A 26,539-nucleotide genomic window follows, 5' to 3' on the forward strand; every position below is an offset into this window, starting at 1 on the left:
TTCAAGGTGAAGTGTTTCCGGAAGAATTACTCTTTATTAGCGGTCGTTTGCAAGAAGTCTAATATACAAAATTATACAACAATAATCTTTAATTTACGTACTTATATATGATGTTTTCTTATTTATCGTTTAATCTTAGTTGCCTAAATACAAGACAACCAAAGGTTATTAATATAATTTAAATTTAAAAACTATTTATCATTGCAATTTTAAATTTTCATTTTAATTATAGCCCACAAATTGTAATAAGATAAGAAATAACTTTTATGGAAGATTTAAGCTCTTGGAAAAAAAAGTTTGAAATTTGTGTTTATAGTAAAAAACTACTGAATAAACTCGAATATTTAAATACTAAAGTAGAAAATCCTATAGATATCCTTGAAATCAAAAAAGGTATCTACTATGCCCGTAAATATCATGGTTCTCAAATGCGTCAATCAGGCGATCCTTATTATTCGCACCCGATTGAGGTAGCAATTATGCTTGCTGAATTTGTAGCTGAAGAAGCCCCTCAGCTTTATAACGCTACTATGCTGCAAGCCGCTTTACTTCACGATACTATTGAAGATACTGAATTAACCGAAGAGGCAATTACCGAAATTTTTGGACCGGAAGGAGCAAAACACGTAGAAGGTCTAACTAGAATTGAACCTTACGGAAAGATAAGTAGCAGCGAAAGCCTTAATTTATTAGTTAAACAAAAAAGATATGATACCGCTCTTATAAAATTCTTTGATAGAATTCATAATGTGCAAACTTTGGGAGTTAAATCACCTGAAAAGGCTAGAAAAATTATTGAAGAGACTTTAATAAATTTTCTTTTGGTTGCTGCTAATATAAACTGTAAACTAGAACAAGAGTTTGCTGAATTATGCCTAAAAGTCTTTAATATTGAACTTGAAAGACAAAAAACTTTTTCTAATAATAACTTTCTGCTTCCTCCTCTAACTTTATAAAATGATTTACTCCAAATGTATAACCAATTAGAATTGGAATAATAAAGAATAATAATCCCCAGTGATTAAAATAATCTATCAAGTAAATTGTTCCAAAAGAAGAAACTGCAAACATTAAAGCTCTTGATAAAGCAAATATAAAACTGCCGCATGTAAAACGTTTTAATACCGGAAATCTTGCATAAAACACTGCACCTGCTGGAAAAGTAGTAGGTGCAAATACTACAATAAATAGTTGGAATAAAAGTAATTCGATAGTAGTTGAGATATTATTTAGTAAGATAGGGAACGTAATAGCTACAATAGAAAATATTATTAATCTTACTTTAAGGACTTTTAAAGACTGTATTTTACAAACCAAATAAGTAACAATTATTGTACTTATTAATTCTGTACCACAAACAATAAAATTTCGATGAATTACTTGAGCAGCACTATAATCAAATGAGTTTTTTAGCATATTACCGCAATAAATATAAACAATATAAAACCATAACGGTGCTCCACAGTGTATAAAAAAGAAAGCTATTGCTGTTGTTTTATTAATTCTTTCACTCCAAATAGGGCTTGATTTTAGCCGATTACTATCTATCCCCGCTTGTGCTACAGTCTTCTTTATTCGTCTTTTTGCATCAATGAAATCCGGAGTTTCTCTAAGATTTGTCCTTGCAACAGCACCAACTATAGCAATAGCTGCTCCAAACCAAAATGCAATACGCCAATCAAATCCAAAAGAAGTAACAGTTCCTACTGCCAATGCTACGGTTGCACCTAAAGTTACAAAAACAACAAGCGAAGCCACCACCCAATAACGTTGAAGAATTTTTGTCATTTCGGTTAGATAAAGCTCGGCACCTACTACCTCCCCCATAGAAGACATCCCCTGAGCGATCCGACACGCAGTTACTACAAAAGTTGCCGTAATACCAATTTCGGCATAAGTTTTTAAATTAGCCATTATAAGACAACAAAGCGACATTAAAAAAGTTGTAATAATGACCGTTGCCTTACGACCTATAGTATCTCCTATCCAACCGAATATTAAAGCACCGATAGGTCTAAATACATATGTGGAACAATATGCAATGGCAGAATATAGAGAAGCAGCACGTGCATCGGCTTCAGGAAAAAATAGCTCGTTAAGAAGTACCGCCATATGTACATAGAGCATGAGATCAAAATATTCAAGAAATGTACCTATCGATAGTAACCCTATAGCTTCTTTTTGATTACGGGCTAAACTTCTTTGCTCTTTTTTGAGTAACTTAACATATTTTCTTTATAAATTAGTTAAAATTAATAAAGAACTATACTGTTTTATATAAAAGTAAAAGTCAATTTAAAAAAATTAGATCTTAGGTCATTGCCTCGAAAGGGTTGATATCGTCATTGCGAAGAAAAATTGAAAATTTTGACAAAGCAAGGAAGAATAAAAATTCTAATTCATAGCATTTTTTATTACATTTTTTGGATTGCCACGCTCCGAGCAAATGCTCGCAATGACGGTATCTATCTTTATTTAGCAATGCCAATAAATTGCTAATTTAATACTTGCAATTTGTCTTATAATTACTTATATTCAGATTCGCTTAGATTAAAAAGCACTAAGGCGTTTTAATGTAATTAATTTTGATCCCCTTAAACTTTTTATATTAAAACGCCGTTATTTTATTTAAGCGGGTGTAGCTCAGGGGTAGAGCGCTACCTTGCCAAGGTCGAAGTCGAGGGTTCGAATCCCTTCACCCGCTCCAATTACCTTTCATACTAAAAAAGTCATTCCCGCGAAAGCGGGAATCCAGTAAAGCATATAAAAAAAACTTGTTTTTTTATATGCTTATTTTACCAAATATGTATTTTGTACCAATATTAAGGTTATTTTTTCTGGATTCCTGCTTCCGCAGGAATAACATCGGTAAGTTTATCATAATTTTGGAGCTATGCGACAAGATCAATTAAGCTATGGATTTTATGGTAAATTCAATCTTCCAAACCATGTTTTTTCTTAATATCTTCTAATGAAATTACTTCTTCTCCTTTTTCTATACGAGACAAAGCAATTAATAAATCTGCTTTTTCTTCTATATAACTTTCTATTGCTTTACGTATAATATATCCTTCTGGTCTATCGATTGCCTTAGCAACATTAGAAATGTATAATATCTAGTTCATTAGAAATTCTAGTAGTTATAACTGTCATAAAAATAGTCATTTATCATTTTTCAGTAGTTTATATTAGCATAAAATACATTTAAATACAATGTATTACCTTTGATTAACTTTATATTTTTATTTTACCCTTGCATTAAAAGCTTTGGGTAGCTATTTTTATTTTATTGCAACAATTAGGAAATTACATATGTCAGCAAGTACGCAAGATAATCAGGCAAATGATAACGACACTATAGAAATACAGGAAACAGAGGTAGTGCCTGTAGAAACAAATTTTCTACAATCGGGGTTAACAAGCTTAATACCGATGGTTTTAATTTTTGCCGTCTTTTATTTCTTACTATTACGCCCACAAGAAAAACGTCGTAAAGAAAGAGAGAAATTAGTAAGCGAAGTTAAAAAAGGTGAAGAAGTTCTAACAAATAGCGGCATTTACGGTATTGTGTCTAAAGTTAGTGCAAATGATCCTAATATTGAGATTGAAATTGCTAAGGATGTACATATTAAAGTTTTAAAAAGTGCTATTATCGCTATAACCAGCCGCTCTAAGGAAGTTCCGGTTAAAAAAGAAAACAATAAAAAAGATAAGAAGGTAAGTGGTGCAAAATCTTCCTAAGTGGAAAATTTTTCTTTCAATTATATGTACGGTTTTTGCGGTTATTTGTGCCTTACCTAATTTCATGCAGATAAACTCTAAGTTTCTGCCTCATGATTCAGTAAATCTAGGGCTTGATCTTAGAGGGGGGGCCCATTTATTACTCGATGTTGATTTTGACACCTACTTAAATGATTCAATGGAAAATCTTGCCGACACTTTACGCAAAAATTTTCGTGAGGATAAAATCGGCTATAAAAATCTGTTAGTTAAACAAAATAGCATTCAATTAGAATTAAGAACATCGGAAGAATTAAAGCAGTTAAAGAAAAGAATTAACAAAATCGATTCTGAAATTATAGTCGCAGTTAATGAAAATAAAATAAAGCTTAGCTACAGCGAATCTAGATTAAATGACTTACTTAACAAGGTAGTAGACCAATCTATTGAGATCGTTCGCATGAGAGTTGATAGTACCGGTACTAAAGAGCCGACACTACAAAAACAAGGCGATAAGCATATATTACTGCAAGTTCCCGGTGAAGAAAATCCTTCTTACCTAAAAAACATATTAGGCAAAACCGCTAAGCTAACTTTTCATTTAGTTGATGAAAATGCCAATATAGAAGAAGCAGTAAAAGGACACGTGCCGGTAGGTTCAATGCTAGTTAAGGGAGATAGCGAAAGTCATGGGGAGTATTATGTAGTTATAAAGAAAAAAGTTGTTTTAGGCGGGGATCAACTGACCACGGCTTCCGCTTCTTTTGATCAAAATTCGCAAGCAGTAGTTGCTTTTTCTTTTAACAATTTAGGTAGTAAAATATTCGGTGAAATAACTAAAAATAATACCGGTAAACGCCTTGCTATAGTTTTAGACAATAAATTACTAAGTGCCCCAACGATAAATGGAGCAATTATGGGCGGAAGCGGTATAATAACAGGAAATTTTACCGTTGAGTCGGCAAATGAGCTTGCACTATTATTGCGAGCCGGTTCTCTCCCTGCCCCGCTTAACATTATTGAAGAAAGAAGTATAGGTCCAAATTTGGGAACTGATTCTATAGAGTCGGGCAAAAAAGCAGGACTTATAGGGTTTATAGCAGTGTGTATATTTATGATTTGGTCTTACGGTGTACTTGGTTTATTTGCCAATATAGCCTTAAGCCTTGCACTATTATATATTCTAGCTTTACTTTCACTTTTCCAAGCTACTTTAACTCTGCCCGGAATTGCAGGAATAATACTAACTATGGGTATGGCTGTTGATGCTAATGTATTGATTTACGAAAGAATTAAGGAGGAACTACATAAAGGAGTTTCTAATCTTTATGCTATTAGAACCGGTTTTGAATCTGCGTTTGCTACTATTCTTGATTCTAACCTCACTACTTTAATCGTTGCTTTTTTACTTTATATATTTGGAGTAGGGGCAATAAAAGGTTTTGCCGTTGCATTAACGATCGGGATCATATCCTCAATGTTTTCAGCGATTATCATTACTAAATTATTAATAGATATTTGGGTAAAATATTTTAAACCTAAAAAGTTAGGTCTGGTGTAAAAAATTATGAAAATGCAGTCAAATGTTATAAAAATAATTATAATAATCAGCTTATTAATAGGAGTGGGAGCATTATATTTATTGCTATCTTTAAGAACGCCTGAAAAACCGCTTGCCGGTCAAGTTAATATCTATGAAGATAACGTAAAAATCGGCGGTGATTTTGAGCTAATAGACCAAAATGGGGAGATATTTAATAGTGATGAGTTAAAAGGCAACTTAAGTCTCATTTACTTTGGATTTACTAGTTGTCCCGATATATGTCCGACCTCTCTAAATAAAATGACGGAGATTGTAGAAATTTTAAATAAACATAAAATAGATATTCTACCTGTTTTTATCACTATTGATCCAAAACGTGATACTCCTATAGTACTTAAAAAATATCTAAAACATTTTCATCCGAAATTTATAGGTCTTACCGGTAACGAGCAGCAGATAAAAGATGTAACTGATAAATTCAAGGTTTTCTATGCTCGTGTAAATAATGACGATGATGACCCGAACTATATGCTTGATCATTCATCTTTTACCTATTTAATGGATGCGAACGGAAAATATCTGAAACATTTCTATTTAGATTCTTCACCTAAGGAAATTATGGAATTTTTAAGAAATGAATAATTATATATCGGTAGCATATTTATTTACCTTTTTGGTCTTAGCAATATTGCTAATCGCAAGTTTTTTAAATTACAAGTCACTGAAAAAACAAGAAAAATTTGATGCAAAAGAGAGTAAGAAATAGATTAATAACAATAATTATTTGTTTCTGCTCAGCATTTTTAGGAATTGGTATAATACTTTATAATTTAGAGAATAATATAGTATTTTTTTTGCCGCCGTCAAAAATTAATGAAATAGGACAAGGCAAAGAGTTAAGAGTCGGCGGACTTGTTAAAACAAGCTCAATAAATAAAATTGCCGCTGATAAGATAAGTTTTATTATTACCGATAATATTAAGGATTTAGAGATATTATACCAAGGTGTACTCCCTGCCCTATTTCGTGAAGGACAAGGAATTATCGCTATCGGGCAATTATCGGACGGGAAATTTATGGCAAGACAATTGCTTGCAAAGCATGACGAGAATTACAGACCTCCGAGGTGATTATATTGTCATACCCGTGGCCTGGCCGATGAATCAGGCCGTCACCCCGTGGTCAAGCCACGGGGTCCAGTTTAAAATACTAAAATTATGATAGTACTTTAAGTTGTTTTTTTGGATCCCGCGATCAAGTCGCGGGATGACACTGGAAAAACTGATCTATGTAACAATGCCTCACGGGAATGATATAAAACAGATGTAGAAATGACATCAAAGCTATATAAAAAATTCCAACCAACCAAATAAAAAACATGTTTATAGATAAAATAAAAGCAAAAGCAAATAATGACGAAATAAACGTAATTATCGAAATTCCGATGAATAGCGGTCCAATCAAATACGAATTTGACAAAGAATCAGGAGCGGTTTTTGTTGATCGCTTTATGCAAACCACTATGAGTTATCCGTGTAATTACGGTTTTATTCCTCATACTCTTGCAAATGACGGTGATCCGGTAGACGTACTAGTCGTATCTCATCATGCCGTAGTACCCGGTTCTGTTATTAAGTGTAGAGCCGTCGGCGTATTAATGATGGAAGACGAATCAGGACTTGATGAGAAAATAATCGCAGTACCAACCTCAAAGCTTGATATTACTTTCGATCATGTTAAAGAGCTAGATAATCTATGTGAAATGCTTAGAAAACGTATCGTTCATTTCTTTGAGCATTATAAAGATTTAGAAAAAGGTAAATGGGTTAAAGTTACCGGATGGGAAAATAAAGCAAAAGCAGACGCTTTAATCAATGAAGGTATAGATAGGGCCAGTCAGGAGTAAGAATTTATGGCGTTGCTCGCGTGGCATTGTTGCGTGGATCGATTTTTTCGTCATTGCGAGGACAATTACGAAGTAATTGACGAAGCAATCCAGTAAAAAATGCTAATTTATAGCATTTTTCTATTACTTTCTCTGGATTGCCACGCTCCTTACAGTCGCTCGCAATGACGATTTGGTATCCATGCAACAACGCCCCACCCGGGGAATGACATCAATCGCTTTAAAAGATAGGACAAAAAAATAAACAGTGACATTATTTCGTTCAGGGGTCGTAGTAGCTTTTTTCACATTAATTTCGCGCATATTTGGCCTCGTGCGTGAGCAATTTATCGCATCATTATTTGGCTCTACGCCTATGGGCGATAGCATTAATGTTGCTTTTAAACTACCGAATCTATTTAGAAGAATTTTTGCAGAAGGAGCATTATCAAGCGTATTCATTCCTATTTACAATGAAAAAATGCTGATCTCTAAAAGAGCTGCTAATAATTTTTCAGGCGAGGTCTTTACTCTTCTACTTCTGACATTAATAATCATAATAGCATTAATGCAAATTTTCATGCCGCAATTAATGCTGTTTATTGCCCCTGGTTTTCACGGTAAAAAGGAAAAGTTTGAGCTTACGGTATTTTTATGCCGAATTACTATACCTTATTTAATATTTGTTTCATTAACGGCTTTACTGGGCGGAATATTAAATTCCGTAAAGAAATTTGCCGCGTTTGCTTTCTCACCGGTTATTTTAAGCGTATGCGTAATAATCTGTACTTTAATGTTAGATGATTACATGGAATCTACCATTTCAATCAGTCTATCTTTAATAATTGCCGGAATATTACAAGTTTCTTTTATGTTTATCTGTGTGAAAAGAGCGGATTTAAACTTTCCGATAATTTTTAACCCAAGCGACCCCGATGTAAAAAAGCTTCTAATTAATATGGGACCGGCGACCATTAGCTCCGGCGTTCAACAATTGAACCTTTTTATATCGCAATCTATTGCTAGCTTTATTGAAGGTACTATTTCAATATTATCTTATGCCGACCGGATTTATCAATTTCCTTTATCAATAATAGGTACTAGCTTCTCTACTATATTGCTACCTGAGCTGTCAAAAATCTATAAATCAAATGATGATCTAGTATCTGCAAAAAAAATACAGAATAATGCTATTAGAATGGGATTATTATTATCATTGCCTGCTACATTCGGTATTATAATTCTATCTCATCCTATCATTAACATAATATATGAAAGAGGAGTTTTCACGAACCAAGATACTACAAATACCGCCGAGGCTATTTCTGCATTTGCCCTTGGACTTCCTGCTTTTATTTTGGCAAAAATTTTAACCCCTATTTTTTATGCTAACGGAGATACTAAAACACCGCTCAAAATAACCTTATTTTCAATAATAATTAATACCGGTATGAATTTGCTACTAATGGATTCTTTGAAACATATCGGTATTGCCGTCGGCACATCTATCGCAGCTTGGTATAATCTAGGTTTATTATATAGCTATACTACAAAACAAAATAAGCTACATATAGAAGCCGATATAAAACTTTTTTGCGGTAAAATTTTATTATGCTGCATAATAATGTCCGTTATAATTGCTTTAATAAAACATTATTGTTTAGAATATTTTTATTCGGAATATTTACTGATTAAAGTCTGCATGCTAGGCAGTACAATTGCAGTTGGAATGGGAGCATTTTTCGGCACGGCATATTTATTAAAAGTGGTTAATTATGATAATAACAAGAAATAAGCACCAATCAAATTATCAGGATTTGCTAAAAACCTTAGCTATTATAGCCATGATCATTGATCATATGGGTTTATATCTATATCCTGAATTAACGATTATGCGGGTTATCGGTCGTACTGTAATGCCGGTGTTTTGCTTTTTTGCCGGTTATAATTTTCATGATAAACCAAAAACTAAAATAATAATAGCCGGCGTTTTGCTACAAATATATACTACTGTGTTGTTTAAACAGTTTATTACTACAAATATTCTAATACCGATCTATTTAGGACAATGTTATATTTACTATTTTCGTAAGTCTTTAATTCGCTTTTTCTATAGCGGTTATTGTCATGTAATTATAATGGCGATATTATTTTATATTAGTTGGCCTTTGGTTGACTACGGTACTCTTGTAATTGCTATAATGATCCTTGGATTTATTGCAAAACATGAACAGGCAAATTTAAAACTTTGTTGTTTTATAGCAATTTTTACTTCTTTCGTGCATTCGACTCTTTTTACTCTTGCAATTCCCTTTAGTAATTTTAATTTTTCAAATACTGATTTAATTTTAAACCTCACTTTCTTAACAGTTACCTATATATTAATGATCATAAGCGATTATTCACAAAAAATAGCTATAAATTTAAAATGGATAAGTCGAAATGTTTTATATATTTACTGCATACAAATTATGATCTTACAATTTATATTCATATATAAATACACATATAGTTTTAAAAATTGGTAAGTAACCGTTAATAATTAGTGACAGTGGTTCTAGATTAATATATTTAGATAATATTGATATTACTTATATGGATTTGATAGATCGTCTAATTTCAGATAATGAACAATATAAAGAGCAATTTAGACAAAACAAACTCTTTGAAATTAAGTTAGATAGTACCCTGCAAAAAAATAAATTTCTTAAACATTTTCGGATTTGGTCAGACGCATTTCAGAAAATGGTATTAGCAAGAGTAGTATTTTCGGAAACAAAAGAATTTAAACAACTTGCATGGGAGCATCTCACCGATGAATTTGGACATAATGTAGCATTATCACAAAATCTAGAAAATGATGAAGAAAAGCCCCAGGCTCTATTTGTGAGGCCTTAGGTTCTTGGTTTACGCTAAAAATGATGACTCTTGGAGATAGTGAGCGGACCGTCCTTGTCCATTTAGTAATAGAGTCTTGTGCTACTATATTTTATGAAAAACTAGGCTCAATATTTTTTAATCATAAAGCAGAAAAACATTTCAAAACACATATGCATCTTGATCCGGAACATGAACAAATCGGTATAGATTTATTAAAACAAATAAATATTAATGATTCTTCTTTACTCGCTATTCAAAAAAAAGCTGGGATATGATTGAAGCTCTGTTTACTAGACTTGCTGAAATCACACAGGATTAGCTTTATCTTATAGTATTCTAGATTTTCATTTTATGTCATTCCCGCGGAGGCATTGTTGCATGGATCAGTTTTTCCGTCATTGCAAGGAAATTGCATGGCAATTGACGAAGCAATCCAGTAAAAAATTTTGTAAATCAGAATTTTTTTATTATTTTTTATGGATTGCCACGCTCCTTTTAGTCGCTCGCAATGACGATTTGGTATCCATGCAACAACACCAATAACAAACGGGAATGACATATTTAAACTAAACCAACTCGCTTACTTGCGATTTAGCAAAGAGTTCTATCTGAAAGTCAACAAAATCCGCATTATCTTTTGAGCCTATTTCCGCAAATTTATTAGCTTTAAGAAGCAAGTCATAATGCTCTGCTAAATCGGCGAAGAAAAATTCGATTTCGCCGCTTTGTTTTACTCCTAAAATCTCACCGCTACCTCGCAGTTTTAAATCCTGTTCAGCGATATAAAACCCATCATTAGTTTGTTTCATTATCTCAAACCTGCCTCGTGCAACTTTTCCGAGTCGCTTAGGATTATATAACAATATACAATATGACTGTAAATTACCTCGCCCTACTCTACCTCTAAGCTGATGAAGTTGAGCAAGGCCAAATTGCTCAGCATTTTCAATAATGATCAAAGTTGCTTCCGGTACGTCTATTCCGACTTCAATGACAGTTGTTGCAACCAATATCTTAATTTCACCTTCCTTAAATTGCTTCATTATTATATCTTTCTGCTCGTTCTTCATCTTACCGTGAATAATACCGGTATAACCTTGATAGATATTTTCGATAGAGTTAAAACGATTCATCACATCCATTAATAAACTATCCTCTTCTTGCTCCTCTTTCTCTCCCCTCTCTATCAATGGACATATCCAATATATCCTCTCGCCTACAATAAGCTTCTTATTTATCGCTTCTATAATATGTTCTATTTTATTAGTCGACATAATATTCGTTGCAATAGGCAGGCGATTTTTCGGTTTTCCTTGAAGTTTAGAAATAGTCATATCTCCAAACATGGTAAGTGCTAAACTTCTTGGAATCGGCGTTGCGGTCATAACTAAAACATCGGGATTTACCCCTTTATTTATTAGATTCAAACGCTGCTGCACTCCAAATCTATGCTGCTCATCGATAACTATATAACCTAGTTTTTTAAAACTTACTTTTTCTTGAAATAAAGCATGAGTACCAACCAATATTTCAATTTCACCGTTTTCAAGCTGAATCATAATATTTTTACGTGCTAGCCCTAGTATCTTACCTGTAAGTAATCCGACTCTTATATTAGTATTTTTTAAAGCTTTAACAAAAAACTCGTAATGCTGATTGGCAAGCAAATCGGTTGGAGCCATAAGTGTTGCTTGAAATCCAGCGGCTGCCACATTTACCATAGTAAGCAGAGCTACTAAAGTTTTACCTGAACCGACATCGCCTTGCAACAATCTCATCATTTCTACTTTATCGCTTTGATCAAGTTCTATTTCTTCTATAACTTGCTTTTGGTACGGTGTTAATTCAAATCCTAGCTCATTTAATATATTTACTTGAGTACCTGCAGCTTTAGGGAAAATATTACCTTGTCTTCTACTTATTTGCGTACGTACATTAAAAAGAGATATTTGATTGGCGATTAGTTCTTTAGCTGCTAGGTGTTTTTTGGCATTATTTAAACACACTCTCGTGTCATCCCGCGGCTTGACCGCGGGATCCATTTTTTCTGGATTCCCGCTTTCGCGGGAATGACATAAAGAATGCAACACCTTCAAATTCTGCAATATAACATCTAAATAATCCTTTACCTCTTTATCTTCTAGCCCCTTGCATTGCCCTTCAAATATATCTATTGCTTTTATGATATATGAATATAGCTGTTTATTACTAAGTAGATATGTTAAAGAATAAATAGGCTCTATTTCTTTTGCGAGTTTAGGATTCACAATAAATTCAGGATGCGAAATCTGTAAATGATGATCAAAAAATTGTACTTTACCGCTGATAATATGAGAAGTACCAACCTTTAACTTATTAAAAATAAATGGAGGTGGTCTATGAAAAAATACTAATAACAAAGAACCGGTATTATTGCTAGCCGTAATTTTAAAAGGCTGATTACTTTTTGTTGGTAAACTAATGCTCTCAATTACAATTTCCGTTTGGATTATTTCACCGTCTCTAACTTCGGTTAAATTAGGCGATAATGTTTTATTTTGATATGAAACAGGTAGATAAAATAATAAATCACGAATATTATTAATACCAAGCCTTTTAAGAGCAGATACGGTATCTTCACGTATATTGATGAACGTTTTTACAGAAGAGAATAGGAATTTTTCTAGAATAGTTAACATATATAGTCATATATCATTATCTTATATATATGACTATATATTATTAAAAGCAATAGACTAAAATTATAAATCTAATTTTAACCCTGCTCTAAGAATAGCTGAAGATTTTAAAGGCATACCTTCTATAAATCCGGCTGTTTTATAACCGCCTGAGCCAACTATTTTAAATGTTTCATTTAAGCTAAGCTCAAAATTAACTGCCCCACGTCCACCTTGTTTACAACTCTCCTTTAAAGGAGTAGCGGTTAACATTTTAGGCTGATTCCAAAATGCCGCTTCTAAACCTAAACCGATAAAATCGAATTCGATTAATTTATTTGCTTTAATTCCAACACCGTAAGACTTAAATTTCTGATTTTTGCCGTAATTAATATTAACTTGAATATATTTGTTATCAACAACAAAATGGTTAACTAAACCACGCTCTAAACCATATGGAGCAAGTATCGCTCTAGTAGCCGGTAAATATTTTACTTCTCCCAACTCAAACATTGGAATATTATTAAGGTTAGTATTCATTATAAATGAATATCCTGAATAGAATAAAAACGGATCAAATAAATCTAAATAAGCATATGAACGAATTTTATTTTTAGTAATATAATTTTTACCGTATATGGAGTTAATCACTTTTACATATGCATTTATATCATTGCCGCTTTTATCTTTATCATTAAATTTAGTACTAAAAATATATCCCGCTTGATCTAGTCTTGTCCATAAATAACCTATGCCATAAGTAGGATTAATTTTGTTACTTACCATATATCTATTTTTAATATTTTCAGATAGCAAATAGCTTGCTTGAATCCCCCCTGTATCTATAGCAATTTGTTTATGAACTTGCAAAGAATTAAAATCTTTATCTTTAAAATGTGTTGTACCCTCAAAAGGATCTACCTTATATTTTATTACTTTTAAGTCAAATTCTCTTGCTCGCCCGCCATGACCTCCTATTTCATGATTACCTACCATAATCCAAGATGTAGCAGTAAATCTTGTAATATAACTTAAGATATTCATAGCTATATTATCTGAATCGGCAAATATAGCATCATCCAATTGACGGTAACCTTCAATCAATGACATAGCAACATCACTACTTGCTCTTGAGGACATATCTGTATCATAAGTAACTACATAGCTATAACCTTTTTTAGAATTTTCGTGCATTGTTATATCATCATCAATATTTGATGCAGTTGCTAATACTGATGATGAATATAAAAGACAAGCAGCAATGGTTAAATTTAATTGATTTAATTTCATAGAATCATTAATTTTTGTTAATCACAAGTAGCCATAATATATAGTACTTAAAATTTGTAAAGTATTTTTTTAATATACTAAACTTGTGTATGTCCTTGACTTCTTTTGAAAATCCCCCTAATTTCTTAAATAATAGATATTAGATAATTTAAAATTTATGAATAAAATCTATCCTTCGGCTGAAGCTGCTCTTGAAGGACTGCTCTATGACGGCATGACTATAATGTCCGGTGGTTTTGGTTTATGCGGTACTCCTGACAATTTAATAAATGCACTTCTTAAAAGCAATGTTCAAAATTTAACAATTATTAGCAATAATTGCGGTGTTGACAATTTCGGACTCGGACTACTTCTTCAAACTAAACAAATAAAAAAAATGATTTCTTCGTATGTCGGAGAAAATAAGATTTTTGAACAACAATATCTTGATAAAATCTTAGAACTTGAGCTAAACCCGCAAGGAACTTTAGCTGAGCGAATTAGAGCAGCTTGCATGGGAATTCCGGCTTTTTATACTAAAACCGGTATAGGTACAATTGTAGAGGAAGGTAAAGAAACAAAGGAATTTAACGGCGAGAAATATATAATGGAAACGGCACTTCAAGCTGACCTTGCTATTATTAAAGGCTTTAAAGCCGATAAAAGCGGCAATGTAATTTATAATAAAACAGCAAGAAATTTTAATGCAGTAATGGCAGGTGCCGCTAAAGTCACGGTTTGCGAAGTAGAGGAAATAGTTGAGGTAGGAGAGCTTGACCCTAATAATATTCACACACCTAATATTTTCATACAGCGATTAATAGTAGGTGAAAAATATGAGAAACGTATTGAGCAGTTAACCATAAGAGAACAATAAACTATGGCTTGGAGCAAAGAAGAAATTTACCGAATAACCGCAGAGGAACTTAAAGACGGGTTATATGTCAATCTTGGTATAGGTATGCCTACTCATGTTGCAAACTATATTCCTAAAGGAATGAATGTAATATTTCAAAGCGAGAACGGTATGCTTGGTATGGGACCGTTTCCGTATAAAGGCGAAGAAGATCCTGATTTAATTAACGCCGGTAAGCAAACTATCACTGCATTACCTGAAAGTAGCTATTTCGACAGTAGCTTTTCATTCGGCATGATCAGAGGTTCGCATATTGATTTAACCATTTTAGGGGCTATGCAAGTCTCACAAAAAGGCGATCTTGCCAACTGGACTATCCCAGGCAAAATGGTTAAGGGTATGGGAGGAGCTATGGATTTGGTCGCTAACACCAAAAGAGTAGTAGTAATAATGGAACATAACGCAAAGGACGGCGGAGCTAAATTATTAAAAGAGTGCAGCTTTCCGTTAACAGGCAAAAAAGTAGTTAATAGAATAATTACCGATCTTGGAATTTTTGATATTGATAAAGATGAAATGGTATTAGTTAGAAAAGCCGACGATGTTACCGTTGAAGAAATAAGATCTAAAACCGAAGCCGAGTTTATAGTTAATTTATAATATGGAGAATAAAATGGTTACAGTAGCTATCATATATTATAGTGGATACGGTCATACTGCAAAAGTAGCTGAAGAAATAAATAAGAGCGTAAAAGAAACAGGAGCAAATGTTTCTATTATACAAATAAATAAAGGTAAACCTGACAATATCGATTGGGATTTATTGGACAATGCAGATGCTATCATTTTTGGAGTCCCAACTTATATGGGGAGTTTAGCAGGACCATTTAAAACATTTATGGATTTTACTTCAACAAAATGGGCTGAGCAGAAATGGAAAAACAAAATAGCTGCAGCTTTTACTAATTCTGCTTCTTATTCAGGCGATAAGTTATGCAGCATTCAACAATTATTTCATTTTGCAATGCAGCATTGTATCATTGTATGATTTGGGTCGGACAAGCTGAAGCTGCTCCCAATTTTGCCGATCATGAGATGCCTGATCCCGATAAAATTAACCGTTTAGGTAGCTGGTCAGGACTTATGACTCAATCTAACCACAAATCCTCCCCTGATATTACTCCTACCCAAGGTGATCTAAAAACTGCTAATTTATGTGGTAAAAGAATAGTTGAAGTTACTAAGAAGTTTAAAGGGTAAGTCAGTATGGTATTCTATGTCATTCCTGCTTTCGCAGGAATGACATAGAAGTCATGCAACAAAGCACACTTAAGAAGTATCTTAATTAACTTCTAACAAATGATGGTTTTTGTGAACTTCTACCGCTTACAACTGTTTGAGCATGCTTTCTAGCATCTCGTTCTCCTTTAGTTTTTAGAACCTTTGATTTAGTACTAACATCACTCCAGTTACCGCTATCGCTATCGCTTTCACTGCCACTACTGCTATCACTCATCTCCATAGCGACTCTTCGTGCTAAAATTGATGCAACGTCATTAGGTTTGTTAACATTCTGAGCAGGCTTACTACGAGAATGTGCAACCGGTTTCCCTGTATTAGGGTCCAATTCAACTTTTTTTAGTTTTTGTTCACCTCTTATGGACTGCAGTAGTAAATCTCTAGAGTCTTGTGCCTTAGCATCCGTTTTTTCAACTTTTCTTAGGTTTTTTGGTCCTACTATTTCTTTCATTAAATCAGAAGTATCTATAGAAGGACGTGGTTGATTTTCCGGTTTTTTAACCGTAGTAGCTTCTATAGGCTTAGATAATGTCTCAGTCTGAGCTGGAGCCATAGGAGGCGGTGGTGGTGGCGGAATGTTATTTTCCAGTAAAGAAGGAGGCGGTGGTGGTGGCGGAATGTTATTTTCCAGTAAAGAAGGAGGCGGTGGTGGTGGTGGAATGTTATTTTCCAGTAAAGAAGGAGGCGGTGGTGGTATATTATTCTCCAAAGGTTTAGCTAGGGACGAGGTTGTTAATATTGGTTCCTTTTTTGAAGTCATATAATTTGCAAGGTTACTTACTATCTTTTGTAACTCCTCGTTGTCAGGTAACTTCGCAATTATATCATTAATATTTCTTTCTTTATTTTCAATTAATTCCTCAAATTTATGCTTCGTTTTATATAATTGTTCATTAATCTTTCTAATTGTTCTAGTATTACTTTCTTTGTTTTTTGCCAAAACCTGTTCACTATTATTTACAAAAACATTTTTAACATTTTGCCAAATATTATTTAATTTTTCAAAAAATGTATAAGGTATTTCTTCCCTAATTTCAGCAACTTGTTTTTGTATTTCTTTAAGTTCTTTAATATTGGAATTTTCGGATATTAAATTTCGGATGTTTTGTTTTGTAGCATTTAAAGAATTATATTGCTTCTCTAGTTCTTCAGCATTAATAAATTGTAAGGGATTTGTCATATGTAGAGCTGAGAATCTTTCAGGTTTACTCTTATAACTAAAGAATACTTCCGCTAATCTTTCTCTTTGATCTTTAGATAAATCTTTCTTTGTTAAATCCTCAAAATTTTTTTTGATTTCTTCTTGTAATGCTTGCTTTAAAGGTGTAGATTTTTCTGCTATATTATATATCTTATTATCAATATCTTTTAATATCTTGTCATTATGCTTTATTGCTTCGTTTGTTAATTGCTCTTCACTTTTTATAAAAATATACTTTACATTAGAAACTGTTTTTACCAATCTTTTAAACCAAGGCAGCGATCTGTTATGTTCTTTTTCTAGCTCTTTAGTTTCATTTTGTATTTCGATTAAACCTTGCAACTTCTTATTTTGTTCGCATAATTCGTTTACTTGTCTTAGTATCGTATTTAAAGCATTATTTTCTTGAGTTAATAATTTATTTATATCTATTTCTTTAGCCATTATCTACACCTACTATAAATTAATTCTGGCATTATAGTACATTTCTTGTACAAAAGCAACGAGAAAGTTAATGTATGTTAATGTATTCTTGATAAATGAAAAGTAGATAGACGAAGTTTAATTTAGAACAGAGCAAGACGTTTCAAATTAAACGAGTATCGTTAACGTAATTTTAGAGATGATAAGCCGATAAGAGCAAATATAACTGAAATAATCCAAAATCTTATTACGACTTTTGATTCTGTCCAACCGTGCTTTTCAAAATGATGATGCAACGGAGCCATTTTAAATATTCTTGTTCCTTTAGTAGCTTTAAAATAATATACCTGTAAAATTACGGATACCGTTTCCACAACGAATAAGCCACCGACTATGCTTAAAACTACTTCATGCTTAGTAATAACACTAATAATGCCAAGTATACCGCCAAGACTTAAACTACCGGTATCGCCCATAAAAACTTCTGCGGGCTGTGCATTAAACCATAAAAATCCAAGGCAGCTACCGACTAAACCCGCACATAACACCGTTAATTCTCCGGTATTCGGTATATAAGTTAGCTGCAAGTAGTTCGAGTAAATTAGATTTCCTACTAAATAACTTATTAAAGCAAAAGAACCGGCAGTAAAGGCAATAGGAACGGTAGCGAGCCCGTCAAGCCCATCCGTTAGATTCACGGCATTAGAAGAGCCGACTATAACAAATATAGCAAAAACTATATAAAAATAACCAAGATCCAAGCTTAAATTTTTAAAAAACGGTATATTAAGCAAATGACTTGGATTTTTATCGGTATATTCTAGTAAAATACATATGATTAAACTCATAATTCCTTGCAGTAAAAGTTTACTTTTTCCTCTTACCCCATAATGGTTGTTTTTAGTTACCTTAGCATAATCATCCATAAATCCTATAATACCGAAACTAATAAAACCAAATAACGTAATCCAAATATATTTATTAGTTAAATCAGCAAGTAATAAAGTAGAAAGACAACTAGACAAAATAATCATAATGCCCCCCATAGTCGGAGTACCTGCTTTTGTTTGATGTGATTCAGGTCCGTCTGAACGTATAGGCTGACCGTTTTTTTGAAGAGTCCGTAAAAATTTTATCAATATCGGACCTGTGATAAAGCTAAGGCTTAGAGTTATAATAATAGCAAGACCGCTACGAAAAGTAATATAGTGAAATAAATTAGCTATATGTGAATTATGAATATGAGGAAGTAAAAGATTGTATAACATTTGTAGATTTAAATTTAAAAGTATATTTTGATGTCATTCTCGCAAAGGTATTGTTGCGTGGCTCGAAAAACGCACTCGGTGTCATACCGTGGCTTGACCACGGTATCCATGAATACAACTTTAATAGTAATTATGTCTATTTTTTTCTGGACCCCGTGATCAAGTCACGGGGTGACAACCATTTCACCAAGCCCTGCAATATTAGAAATATCCTAGTGTATTTATTTATAATAATCAACAATCTTATCAAGTTTTATACCTCTTGAACCTTTTATTAAGATAAGTTCGTTATTCTTAAATAAATCCGTGATATGTATAATTAATTCATCAACATTTTTAAAATATTTTTTAGCTATTTTGAAAGGTAGTAAATCATAAATATATTTAGTATTTTCTCCTACTAAAAAAACTTTAGAGCAATCTGCATCTAGTATATAAGGTACTAGCTCTTTATGTAATGCTTCTGAATTTTGTCCAAGCTCTAGCATATCACCTATTATAGCGGTTTTATTTTCGGCGGGTACTTGTTTTAAATATTCTAATGCAGCTTTCATTGACTGCGGACTTGCGTTATAGTAATCACAAATTACACGACAATTTTGTATATTGATAATTTCCCCTCTTCCTTTAGTAGGAGAAATATTTGCTAAGTGATTTGCAGCTATATCTAAATTTTTACCTAGTATATCGATAATTAAAAGTACACCTATATAATTTTCGGCAAAATGCCGAGGAATGAACGGTATGGTTATCTCTAGGGGCTTATTATTTATCTTATATTTTAAATGAACTTGCTTTCCTTTTGCATATAAGGTTAATTCTGCAGATGTATTATGCGATGCACCGAAATTATATATTTTATCAATAGATAGATTTTTTAATATTGATAATATTTTGTTATAGCAATTAGTATCGGCATTAATAACAGCAATATCATTTTTACTAAAATTTTCAAAAATCTCACATTTAGCTTCAGCTATATCCTCCAGCGAGTTAAAAAACTCTAAATGAGCTTCCGAAATATTGGTAATCATAGCAATATTCGGCTTTAATATTTGAACCAGCTCCCTTATTTCGCCTTTATGGTTCATGCCAAGCTCAAAAATAGCATATTCCGTATCATCAGGCATTGAAGCAAGATTAATGAGTACCCCCAAATGGTTATTGAAGTTACCTCGGCTAGCAAAAACTAGACCTCTTATATAACTTACTTCTAAAGGTAATTTGTACGTCAATCCAGTACTCGCATCCTCACGTACTTTTTTGTACGCTGCGGTGCTGCGTTCCGTGTTGCCTTCAAATTCCTCTTTATTAGCTTCGTTATATAAGAGGTCTAATGATTTATCGCTAGTCTCAGTTAGTAAGGTTTTTAAAGCTTCTTTAGTGGAGGTTTTGCCGACGCTACCGGTGATAGCTATGAATTTAGCTTTTGAAGAGCCGCGTTTATACAAAGCCATTTTTTGTAGAGCTTCAAAACAATTATCGACTAAGATAATTTTGTTTTTGTCTACTATATCTATGTGCTTGCTAACGATAACGGCATTTGCTCCTTTATCTATTGCATCTAGAACATAATCATGACCGTCGCCATTACCTTTAAGTACTATGAATAAATCACCTTTTTTAACGTCTTTGGAGTTAAATTGTACTTCATTGCAATTGATAGAATTAGATATTGTTATACCTAGTGCTTTACTTAGTGTTTCAGAGTTCCAAATCATATGTTAGTTTATATTATTATATTTCGGCATTATTGGTTTTACTCTGTCATTCCGTGATCATAGCCACGGCATGACACTTTATATACTTCTTCACAATTTCAGCATCATCAAAAGGCATTGTCTTATCACCTATAATTTGGTAATTTTCATGACCTTTGCCGGCAATTAATAAGATACCGTCTTGTTTTAAATTATTTATACCATATTTAATAGCTTCTTCTCTATTTTCTATTTCTATATAATTTGCTTTATCTATACCGCTTATGATTTCAGCTCTAATAAGTTTTGGATCTTCAAGACGTGGATTATCATCTGTAATTATGACGTTATCGGCAAGTTTTGCGGCTATTTGCCCCATAAGACTTCTCTTTGTTTTATCACGATTGCCGCCACAGCCAAAAATTACATTTAACTTACTGCCTAGTACTTGAATATTTTTCAGCTCTAGTAAAGCTTTTTCAAGAGCATCGGGAGTATGGGAATAATCAACAAAAATATTAGTGTTTTCTATTCGCTGCATTCTGCCTTTTACCGGTTTAACCTCTACTAAAGACCCTATAACTTCATCAAAAGCAACACCGGTATAATGCGCACTAAGAGCAGCAATTAATAAATTGCTAGCCTGAAAACTACCGATTATTGGCGTATTAAAACTATATTTTCTATTATTAAATGTAAAATCAATATTTTGTCCTTTTAAAGAGCTATTAATTCTAGTTATTTGTAAATCTCCCTTTATTCCAACGGTTATAAATTTAATATTAAGCTTATTTAAATAAGCTTTAATAAACTCTATTTCTGCTATATCGGAATTTAATATGGAAATAGTGTTCGGTAATAAATGATCGGTAAATAATTTTAGTTTAGCAAGTAAATAATTTTCTTTTGTATGGTGATAATCTAGATGATCCTGACTAAAGCTAGTAAAACATGCGATATTTACTTTTGTTTCCCCAAGTCTTGCTTGATCAAGACCATGACTAGAAGCTTCAAAAGCTAAATATTCTATACCTACTTCAGCTAAATTATGTGCAATTTTTCTAAAGCTTAAATAATCGAATGTGGTTAATTCCGGTACATCATTTATAAAGTTATCACAGCCAAAAATTTCTACGCCTATCGTGCCTATAGATGCAGCTTTCTTTCCAAGTAATGAATATAATTGAGCTATATAAGATACTACCGAGCTTTTGCCATTAGTACCTGTTACGGCTATCAGATTCTTTGGTTTCTTAGGGTAAAAGATTTCTATAGCTTCATATAAAGCTTTTTGTAAATCTTCTACAAAAATTACTTTATTTATAGCAGTATTTTTTTCATTATCTGTAATTACTAATACTGCACCTTTATTTAAAGCATCATTTATAAAATCATTTCCATCAACACTTTGTCCTTTAACAGTAAAAAAGACCTCCCCTTCCTTAATGTTTTTGGAGTTAGTCGACAAACCTTTTACGTTATGTTGTTGGAATAATTGTTTTAGATCGCAGAGCATATAGTTTCAATTTAATAGATGCCATTTTGCGAAAGCGGGAATGACATCCTGAATGTTCATACAGTAGAGGGGCAAGCCACGGGATGATAATGTCTTCAAATCTCCGCTAAATTCCAAAGTAATTGATTTGCCTCAACGATTATATTTTTATCTACTAATTTCTTGATAAATACTAACCTATTATCAGGTTTTATTTTAGCTTGAGAATGATAAGTGCTAACGAATTTTAAAATTTTATCAGCCATATCAGCATTTTTATAAAATTTAATCACAAACCCATTATCTCCTGAATCTAGATTTTCAATATTTAACTTAAAGCATAATAGCTTTATTTTTACAATATCAAATAAATTATTAAATTCAGTCGGTAGTGAGCCGAATCTATCAATCATCTCATCTTTAAATTTCTCTACTTCTATCTCATTACTTAAATTACCTATTCTTCTATATAGCCCGATTTTGAGAGCTGCATCGGATACATAGTTATCCGGAATAAAGACGGATAATCCCAAATTAATAGTCGGGATAAACGGTTGTTCTGAGACAACCGGTTCATCTTTAAAAAGAGCTATTTGTTCTTCCAGCATTTCTTGATAGAGTTCCGTACCTACTTCTCTAATTTGTCCTGATTGTTCTTCACCGATCAAATTACCGAAACCTCGTAAATCCATATCATGGCTTGCAATAGTAAAACCTGAACCTAAAGCACAACTATTTTGTATTATCTCTAAGCGTCTTAAGGAGTGCGAGGTCATTTTTTTATGACTTTCTACTGTTAGATAAGCATAGCCTCGCATTTTACCTCGACCTATTCGACCACGCAACTGATATAGCTGACTAAGACCAAGCATATCGGCTTTATGTATAATCATGGTATTTGCACCTTGTATATCAATTCCTGATTCTATAATAGTAGTTGAGACTAGTATATCAAATTTGCCGGCGTAAAACTCGCTCATAACCTCATCAATTTTATTAGGCGGCATTTTTCCGTGAGCTACTTTATAGCTTAATTCCGGCACAATTTGTTTAAGCTGTTTCTCAATATTAAGGATATCGTTAATTCTTGGAACCACATAAAAGCTTCTTCCACCTCTAAAATGTTCACGTAATAATGCATCTCTGATAATAACGGGATCAAAAGGCATAACGGATGTACGAACTTCTAACCTGTTTAAAGGCGGCGTTGCAATAATGCTTAGTTCTTTTAGACCGGTCATTGACATTTGCAGTGTTCGAGGAATCGGTGTTGCCGACATTGCAAGTACGTGAGAGGAAGATTTTAATTGTTTTAAGAATTCTTTTTGACCGACGCCGAAATGCTGTTCTTCATCGATTATTAACAATTTCAAATTAAAGAATTTTGTATTTTTATGTAATAAAGAATGAGTACCTATTATTATATTTATTTTACCGCTTTCAAGTTCTGATCTTATAATCTTTGCTTCTTTAGAACTAATAACGCTGGATAATTGTTTGATATTTAAACCAAAACCCTTGAACCTTTCTATAAACCTTGAAAAATGTTGACTACATAAAATAGTTGTCGGTACAACTACGGCTACTTGAGGTAAATGTTCATTTAGAGATTTTGCTACCATAAAGACGGCACGCATTGCTACCTCTGTTTTACCAAAACCTACATCACCGCATATTAACCTATCCATTAACATACCGCTTCTTAGATCTTCTCTAATATCGTTTATAGCGGTTAATTGGTCTTCTGTTTCGCTGAAAGGAAAATTAGCACAAAATTTATCATATTCTTCAAGATCAAATTCAACGGAAGCATTAGCATTAAGTTTTCTTTTAGCTGTTATTTGTATTAAATGCAGTGCTATCTCTTTTATACGGTTTTTAAGTTTTGCCTTACTTCTTTGCCATGAGACGCTGCCAAGCTTATCAAGCTCTGCATTATCATTGCCGTATTTCTTTATTACCTCTATATTTTCAACGGGTATATATAATTTATCATTGCCGGCATATAAAATCTTTAAGAAATCATGCAGTTTGCCTTTGATTTCTAAAGCTTCCAGCTTTAAAAACTGCCCTATCCCATGATCTTTGTGAACAACAAACTCCCCTTCAGCTAAATTATCAAGCTCTAGCAAAATATTTTTAAGTTTTTTGTTAGTGTTTGTAGAGCTAGGTTTTTCTTCTAATAGTTCGCTTACCGTAATAAATAAATATTCTTTAGTATAAAAACTTTGATTTAAAGGTAGTAGGGTAATATTTATTATGTCTATTTTAGCCTCATCTAATTTATTTATTTCATTATATGTATATTCATAATTTTGGATAATGCTTTTCACTCTCTCAAGACCGCTTAAAGAAGCTGCACCTATCACGATTTTTGTAGAAGAATGAGCTTTAATAATCTCAAATAATTTATCGAAAACCGTTTTCTTTTCTATAAAACTTGTAGAGCTAATATTTTCAATTAGAGTTGCTTGCTCGGAATTTTCATAACTAATTAATATATTATGTTTTTGTTCAAGTAATTCCGTGATTTCGGAGACGGTAAAATATAACCTAGTCGGTGAAAGAGTAGGATAGAAACTATTAAATTTAAATTTATTCGCCTCTGATCTTGCCGAATAGAAATCGTTATAACTATGTTCAAACTCTAAAATAGCTTGTTTTGATAAATTATCGAATATGATAATAGGATCGTTTAGGTAATCTACTAAGTTAGAGCAGGAATTATAAAATAACGGGAGTAATTGTTCATATCCCGAAAATTTTCTTCCCGATATTACCGCCTCATATAAAGGATTATCAGTATGGTTAACTCCAAAATTTCGTAAGTAATTATTCTTAAAATTACCTATAGTTTCGCTGTTTAAAACTATCTCATTTGCAGGACTAATAACTAACTCCGTGCAGGATTTAGTCGAAATTTGCGTATTAATATCAAATTCTTTAATCGATTCAATATAATCCCAGCTAAAATTAATTCTATAAGCTTTAGGACCGGGCAATATTATATCAATGATTTCGCCTCTAACCGCAAATTCCCCGACATCAATACTACTCGTATTTCTCGTAAAACTATTTTCTACTAGCAACATAGCAAGTTCATCCGTAGTAAATTTCATTTTAGGGGATAATTTCAAAAAGTACTTAGAAAAAAAATCTTTCGGGGGTAATGTGTTTAATAAGTTCGCCGCATGAGTGATAAGTAGTTTGCTGTTACTATTATTTGTTGTTAGCTTAGTTAATGTTTCTGCACGTTTAGATAAAATACTAGGACTTGGAGATGCATGATCGTATGGTATAGTATCATAACTCGGAAAATAATAAATATTTTCATTAGAAGAAAAAAATAAAGCTTGCTTGTATAATTGCAACGCATCTTCTTCATTGCTTACACTCAAGATAAAATCTTGCTTAAGATTCTTAGTAAAATTATCAATTGCAAAAAAAGATTTGGCAGTCGCCGGAAATTTTTGTTGTAACATTATGGTAGGAATTTATATTTTAGCTATTTTGCGTAATTTATCAATTATTTCAATATCTAGATAAGAAGGAGCAGAAGATTTATTATTAAGCCAATTATAAAGATCATTATCATTTTGATCAAGTATTAAAGCATAACTTTCAAGTTTTTTTTTATCCATCAAAGATAGGTACTTTTCGGCAAAGCTACCAAGTATATAATCCATTTCTTTACAGCCGCGATTTTTACTACGATAAAGAAGTTTTTTGTGTAAAGAGTTTTTATTTAATTTATTCATGATATAAAGCCTTGCAAAAAATTTTTATAATAATATTATTAAAACTATCAGATACCAAGGTCATTTTAAAAATGCTTTAAACATGGTCAATCAAGTTATTTTAATTAATAATTAAAATAACTTGATTGACCATGCCATAAGTACTCTAAATCCATATTCTACATGGGTAATCCTATTAATTTTTATTATCAATAACAGCAAAAAAGTGTAAATATGTCGGTTCAAAATATCTGTTCTACAAAAGCTTATGATATACTGGTTTCAAACGATAATGCTTTTCTTATAGATGTTAGGACTAGAGAAGAATGGAAACAAGTAGGAATACCTCATTTAGATAATAAAAATAAGGTGATCTTTCTAAGTTGGCAATTGAATAAAGATTTTGAAGATAATTTTTTATCTATCGTTAACGATAAAATTCATGCAATGATATTTTTTCTGTGTCGTTCCGGATATAGGTCATTTACGGCAGCAAATTTTATAGCTAATATAGGTTATAAAAATTGTTATAATATTAGTGACGGTTTTGAAGGAAACAATCAAAATAAAGGCTGGAAACAAAATAACTTACCGTGGCAGTTTTAA

The 26,539-nt window shown here is 32.5% G+C and carries 23 protein-coding genes, 1 tRNA gene and 2 pseudogenes; 16 read left to right on the plus strand and 10 right to left on the minus strand.

The window, feature by feature from the left end; translation table 11 throughout:
- Nucleotides 1-266 precede the first annotated feature (266 nt).
- The gene (locus ACIAS7_RS07030) at nt 267-956 is read left to right on the plus strand and encodes an HD domain-containing protein (protein ID WP_473198779.1); all 690 of its coding nucleotides are present in this window, start codon (nt 267-269) and stop codon (nt 954-956) included.
- On the opposite strand, the gene ACIAS7_RS07035 is transcribed toward ACIAS7_RS07030, so the two are convergent.
- Nucleotides 919-2,112 carry an MFS transporter gene (locus ACIAS7_RS07035; RefSeq protein ID WP_473198780.1) on the minus strand — a complete coding sequence of 398 codons (1,194 nt, stop codon included), beginning with the start codon at nt 2,110-2,112 and terminating at the stop codon, nt 919-921. The genes ACIAS7_RS07030 and ACIAS7_RS07035 overlap by 38 nt on opposite strands.
- Nucleotides 2,113-2,632: 520 nt before the next feature.
- Between ACIAS7_RS07035 and ACIAS7_RS07040 the strand changes: the two genes are divergently transcribed.
- Nucleotides 2,633-2,707, plus strand: a tRNA-Gly gene (locus ACIAS7_RS07040).
- 226 nt (nt 2,708-2,933) lie between these two features.
- On the opposite strand, the pseudogene ACIAS7_RS07045 reads toward ACIAS7_RS07040, so the two are convergent.
- A pseudogene (locus ACIAS7_RS07045) lies at nt 2,934-3,165 on the minus strand (DUF6290 family protein).
- A gap of 147 nt (nt 3,166-3,312) precedes the next feature.
- Here ACIAS7_RS07045 and yajC point away from each other — a divergent pair.
- The 9 genes and pseudogenes from yajC to ACIAS7_RS07090 all read left to right on the plus strand — a co-directional run bounded on the left by yajC (nt 3,313) and on the right by ACIAS7_RS07090 (nt 10,347).
- Entirely contained in the window at nt 3,313-3,741 is a 429-nt protein-coding gene (yajC, locus tag ACIAS7_RS07050; RefSeq protein WP_473198781.1) for a preprotein translocase subunit YajC, read from the plus strand.
- Nucleotides 3,725-5,281 (plus strand): protein translocase subunit SecD, encoded by a 1,557-nt coding sequence (secD, locus tag ACIAS7_RS07055; RefSeq protein ID WP_473198782.1) that lies wholly within the window; start codon nt 3,725-3,727, stop codon nt 5,279-5,281. Before yajC ends, secD begins: the two co-directional genes overlap by 17 nt.
- 6 nt (nt 5,282-5,287) lie before the next feature.
- The gene (locus ACIAS7_RS07060) at nt 5,288-5,905 is read left to right on the plus strand and encodes an SCO family protein (protein ID WP_473198783.1); all 618 of its coding nucleotides are present in this window, start codon (nt 5,288-5,290) and stop codon (nt 5,903-5,905) included.
- Nucleotides 5,898-6,029, plus strand: coding sequence for a heme exporter protein CcmD (gene ccmD, locus ACIAS7_RS07065; protein WP_473198784.1), 132 nt, complete (start codon nt 5,898-5,900; stop codon nt 6,027-6,029). Before ACIAS7_RS07060 ends, ccmD begins: the two co-directional genes overlap by 8 nt.
- Nucleotides 6,007-6,393 (plus strand): cytochrome c maturation protein CcmE, encoded by a 387-nt coding sequence (gene ccmE, locus ACIAS7_RS07070; RefSeq protein WP_473198785.1) that lies wholly within the window; start codon nt 6,007-6,009, stop codon nt 6,391-6,393. The genes ccmD and ccmE overlap by 23 nt, the downstream gene beginning before the upstream one ends.
- Nucleotides 6,394-6,641: 248 nt before the next feature.
- On the plus strand, nt 6,642-7,169 hold the full coding sequence (gene ppa, locus ACIAS7_RS07075; protein ID WP_473198786.1) for an inorganic diphosphatase: 528 nt from the start codon (nt 6,642-6,644) through the stop codon (nt 7,167-7,169).
- Between the two features lie 247 nt (nt 7,170-7,416).
- Nucleotides 7,417-8,943 (plus strand): murein biosynthesis integral membrane protein MurJ, encoded by a 1,527-nt coding sequence (gene murJ / locus ACIAS7_RS07080; protein ID WP_473198787.1) that lies wholly within the window; start codon nt 7,417-7,419, stop codon nt 8,941-8,943.
- Complete coding sequence (locus ACIAS7_RS07085; protein ID WP_473198788.1) at nt 8,924-9,676, plus strand: TraX family protein; 753 nt, start codon at nt 8,924-8,926, stop codon at nt 9,674-9,676. The genes murJ and ACIAS7_RS07085 overlap by 20 nt, the downstream gene beginning before the upstream one ends.
- A gap of 67 nt (nt 9,677-9,743) precedes the next feature.
- A pseudogene (locus tag ACIAS7_RS07090) lies at nt 9,744-10,347 on the plus strand (hypothetical protein).
- A 247-nt stretch (nt 10,348-10,594) separates the two neighbouring features.
- Here the strand turns inward: ACIAS7_RS07090 and ACIAS7_RS07095 are convergent.
- Complete coding sequence (locus ACIAS7_RS07095; protein ID WP_473198789.1) at nt 10,595-12,706, minus strand: ATP-dependent DNA helicase RecG; 2,112 nt, start codon at nt 12,704-12,706, stop codon at nt 10,595-10,597.
- 63 nt (nt 12,707-12,769) lie between these two features.
- The gene (locus ACIAS7_RS07100) at nt 12,770-13,975 is read right to left on the minus strand and encodes a hypothetical protein (RefSeq protein WP_473198790.1); all 1,206 of its coding nucleotides are present in this window, start codon (nt 13,973-13,975) and stop codon (nt 12,770-12,772) included.
- A 157-nt stretch (nt 13,976-14,132) separates the two neighbouring features.
- Between ACIAS7_RS07100 and ACIAS7_RS07105 the strand changes: the two genes are divergently transcribed.
- From ACIAS7_RS07105 to ACIAS7_RS07120, 4 genes are read left to right on the plus strand one after another with little or no spacing between them, the layout of a single operon-like run.
- Nucleotides 14,133-14,831 (plus strand): CoA transferase subunit A, encoded by a 699-nt coding sequence (locus ACIAS7_RS07105; protein ID WP_473198791.1) that lies wholly within the window; start codon nt 14,133-14,135, stop codon nt 14,829-14,831.
- Nucleotides 14,832-14,834: 3 nt separating this feature from the next.
- Nucleotides 14,835-15,470 (plus strand): 3-oxoacid CoA-transferase subunit B, encoded by a 636-nt coding sequence (locus ACIAS7_RS07110; RefSeq protein WP_473198792.1) that lies wholly within the window; start codon nt 14,835-14,837, stop codon nt 15,468-15,470.
- 1 nt (nt 15,471) lies between these two features.
- The gene (locus ACIAS7_RS07115; protein WP_473198793.1) at nt 15,472-15,858 is read left to right on the plus strand and encodes a flavodoxin family protein; all 387 of its coding nucleotides are present in this window, start codon (nt 15,472-15,474) and stop codon (nt 15,856-15,858) included.
- Entirely contained in the window at nt 15,855-16,070 is a 216-nt protein-coding gene (locus tag ACIAS7_RS07120; protein ID WP_473198794.1) for a transcriptional regulator, read from the plus strand. Before ACIAS7_RS07115 ends, ACIAS7_RS07120 begins: the two co-directional genes overlap by 4 nt.
- Before the next feature lie 85 nt (nt 16,071-16,155).
- Here ACIAS7_RS07120 and rickA read toward each other — a convergent pair whose 3' ends face one another.
- From rickA to ACIAS7_RS07150, 6 genes are all read right to left on the minus strand, one after another.
- Entirely contained in the window at nt 16,156-17,754 is a 1,599-nt protein-coding gene (gene rickA, locus ACIAS7_RS07125; protein WP_473198795.1) for an Arp2/3 complex-activating protein RickA, read from the minus strand.
- A gap of 161 nt (nt 17,755-17,915) precedes the next feature.
- The gene (gene mraY / locus ACIAS7_RS07130) at nt 17,916-19,001 is read right to left on the minus strand and encodes a phospho-N-acetylmuramoyl-pentapeptide-transferase (RefSeq protein WP_473198796.1); all 1,086 of its coding nucleotides are present in this window, start codon (nt 18,999-19,001) and stop codon (nt 17,916-17,918) included.
- A 221-nt stretch (nt 19,002-19,222) separates the two neighbouring features.
- Nucleotides 19,223-20,722: a UDP-N-acetylmuramoyl-tripeptide--D-alanyl-D-alanine ligase gene (gene murF, locus ACIAS7_RS07135; protein WP_473198797.1), complete on the minus strand. Its 1,500-nt coding sequence runs from the start codon at nt 20,720-20,722 to the stop codon at nt 19,223-19,225.
- A gap of 46 nt (nt 20,723-20,768) precedes the next feature.
- On the minus strand, nt 20,769-22,217 hold the full coding sequence (locus ACIAS7_RS07140; protein WP_473198798.1) for a UDP-N-acetylmuramoyl-L-alanyl-D-glutamate--2,6-diaminopimelate ligase: 1,449 nt from the start codon (nt 22,215-22,217) through the stop codon (nt 20,769-20,771).
- A 95-nt stretch (nt 22,218-22,312) separates the two neighbouring features.
- The gene (gene mfd / locus ACIAS7_RS07145) at nt 22,313-25,678 is read right to left on the minus strand and encodes a transcription-repair coupling factor (protein WP_473198799.1); all 3,366 of its coding nucleotides are present in this window, start codon (nt 25,676-25,678) and stop codon (nt 22,313-22,315) included.
- Between the two features lie 12 nt (nt 25,679-25,690).
- Nucleotides 25,691-25,954 carry a succinate dehydrogenase assembly factor 2 gene (locus tag ACIAS7_RS07150; protein WP_473198800.1) on the minus strand — a complete coding sequence of 88 codons (264 nt, stop codon included), beginning with the start codon at nt 25,952-25,954 and terminating at the stop codon, nt 25,691-25,693.
- 213 nt (nt 25,955-26,167) lie between these two features.
- Here ACIAS7_RS07150 and ACIAS7_RS07155 point away from each other — a divergent pair, with 213 nt between their 5' ends.
- Nucleotides 26,168-26,539, plus strand: coding sequence for a rhodanese-like domain-containing protein (locus tag ACIAS7_RS07155; protein WP_473198801.1), 372 nt, complete (start codon nt 26,168-26,170; stop codon nt 26,537-26,539).

The organism is Rickettsia sp. 109562A South Dakota (genome assembly GCF_055791265.1).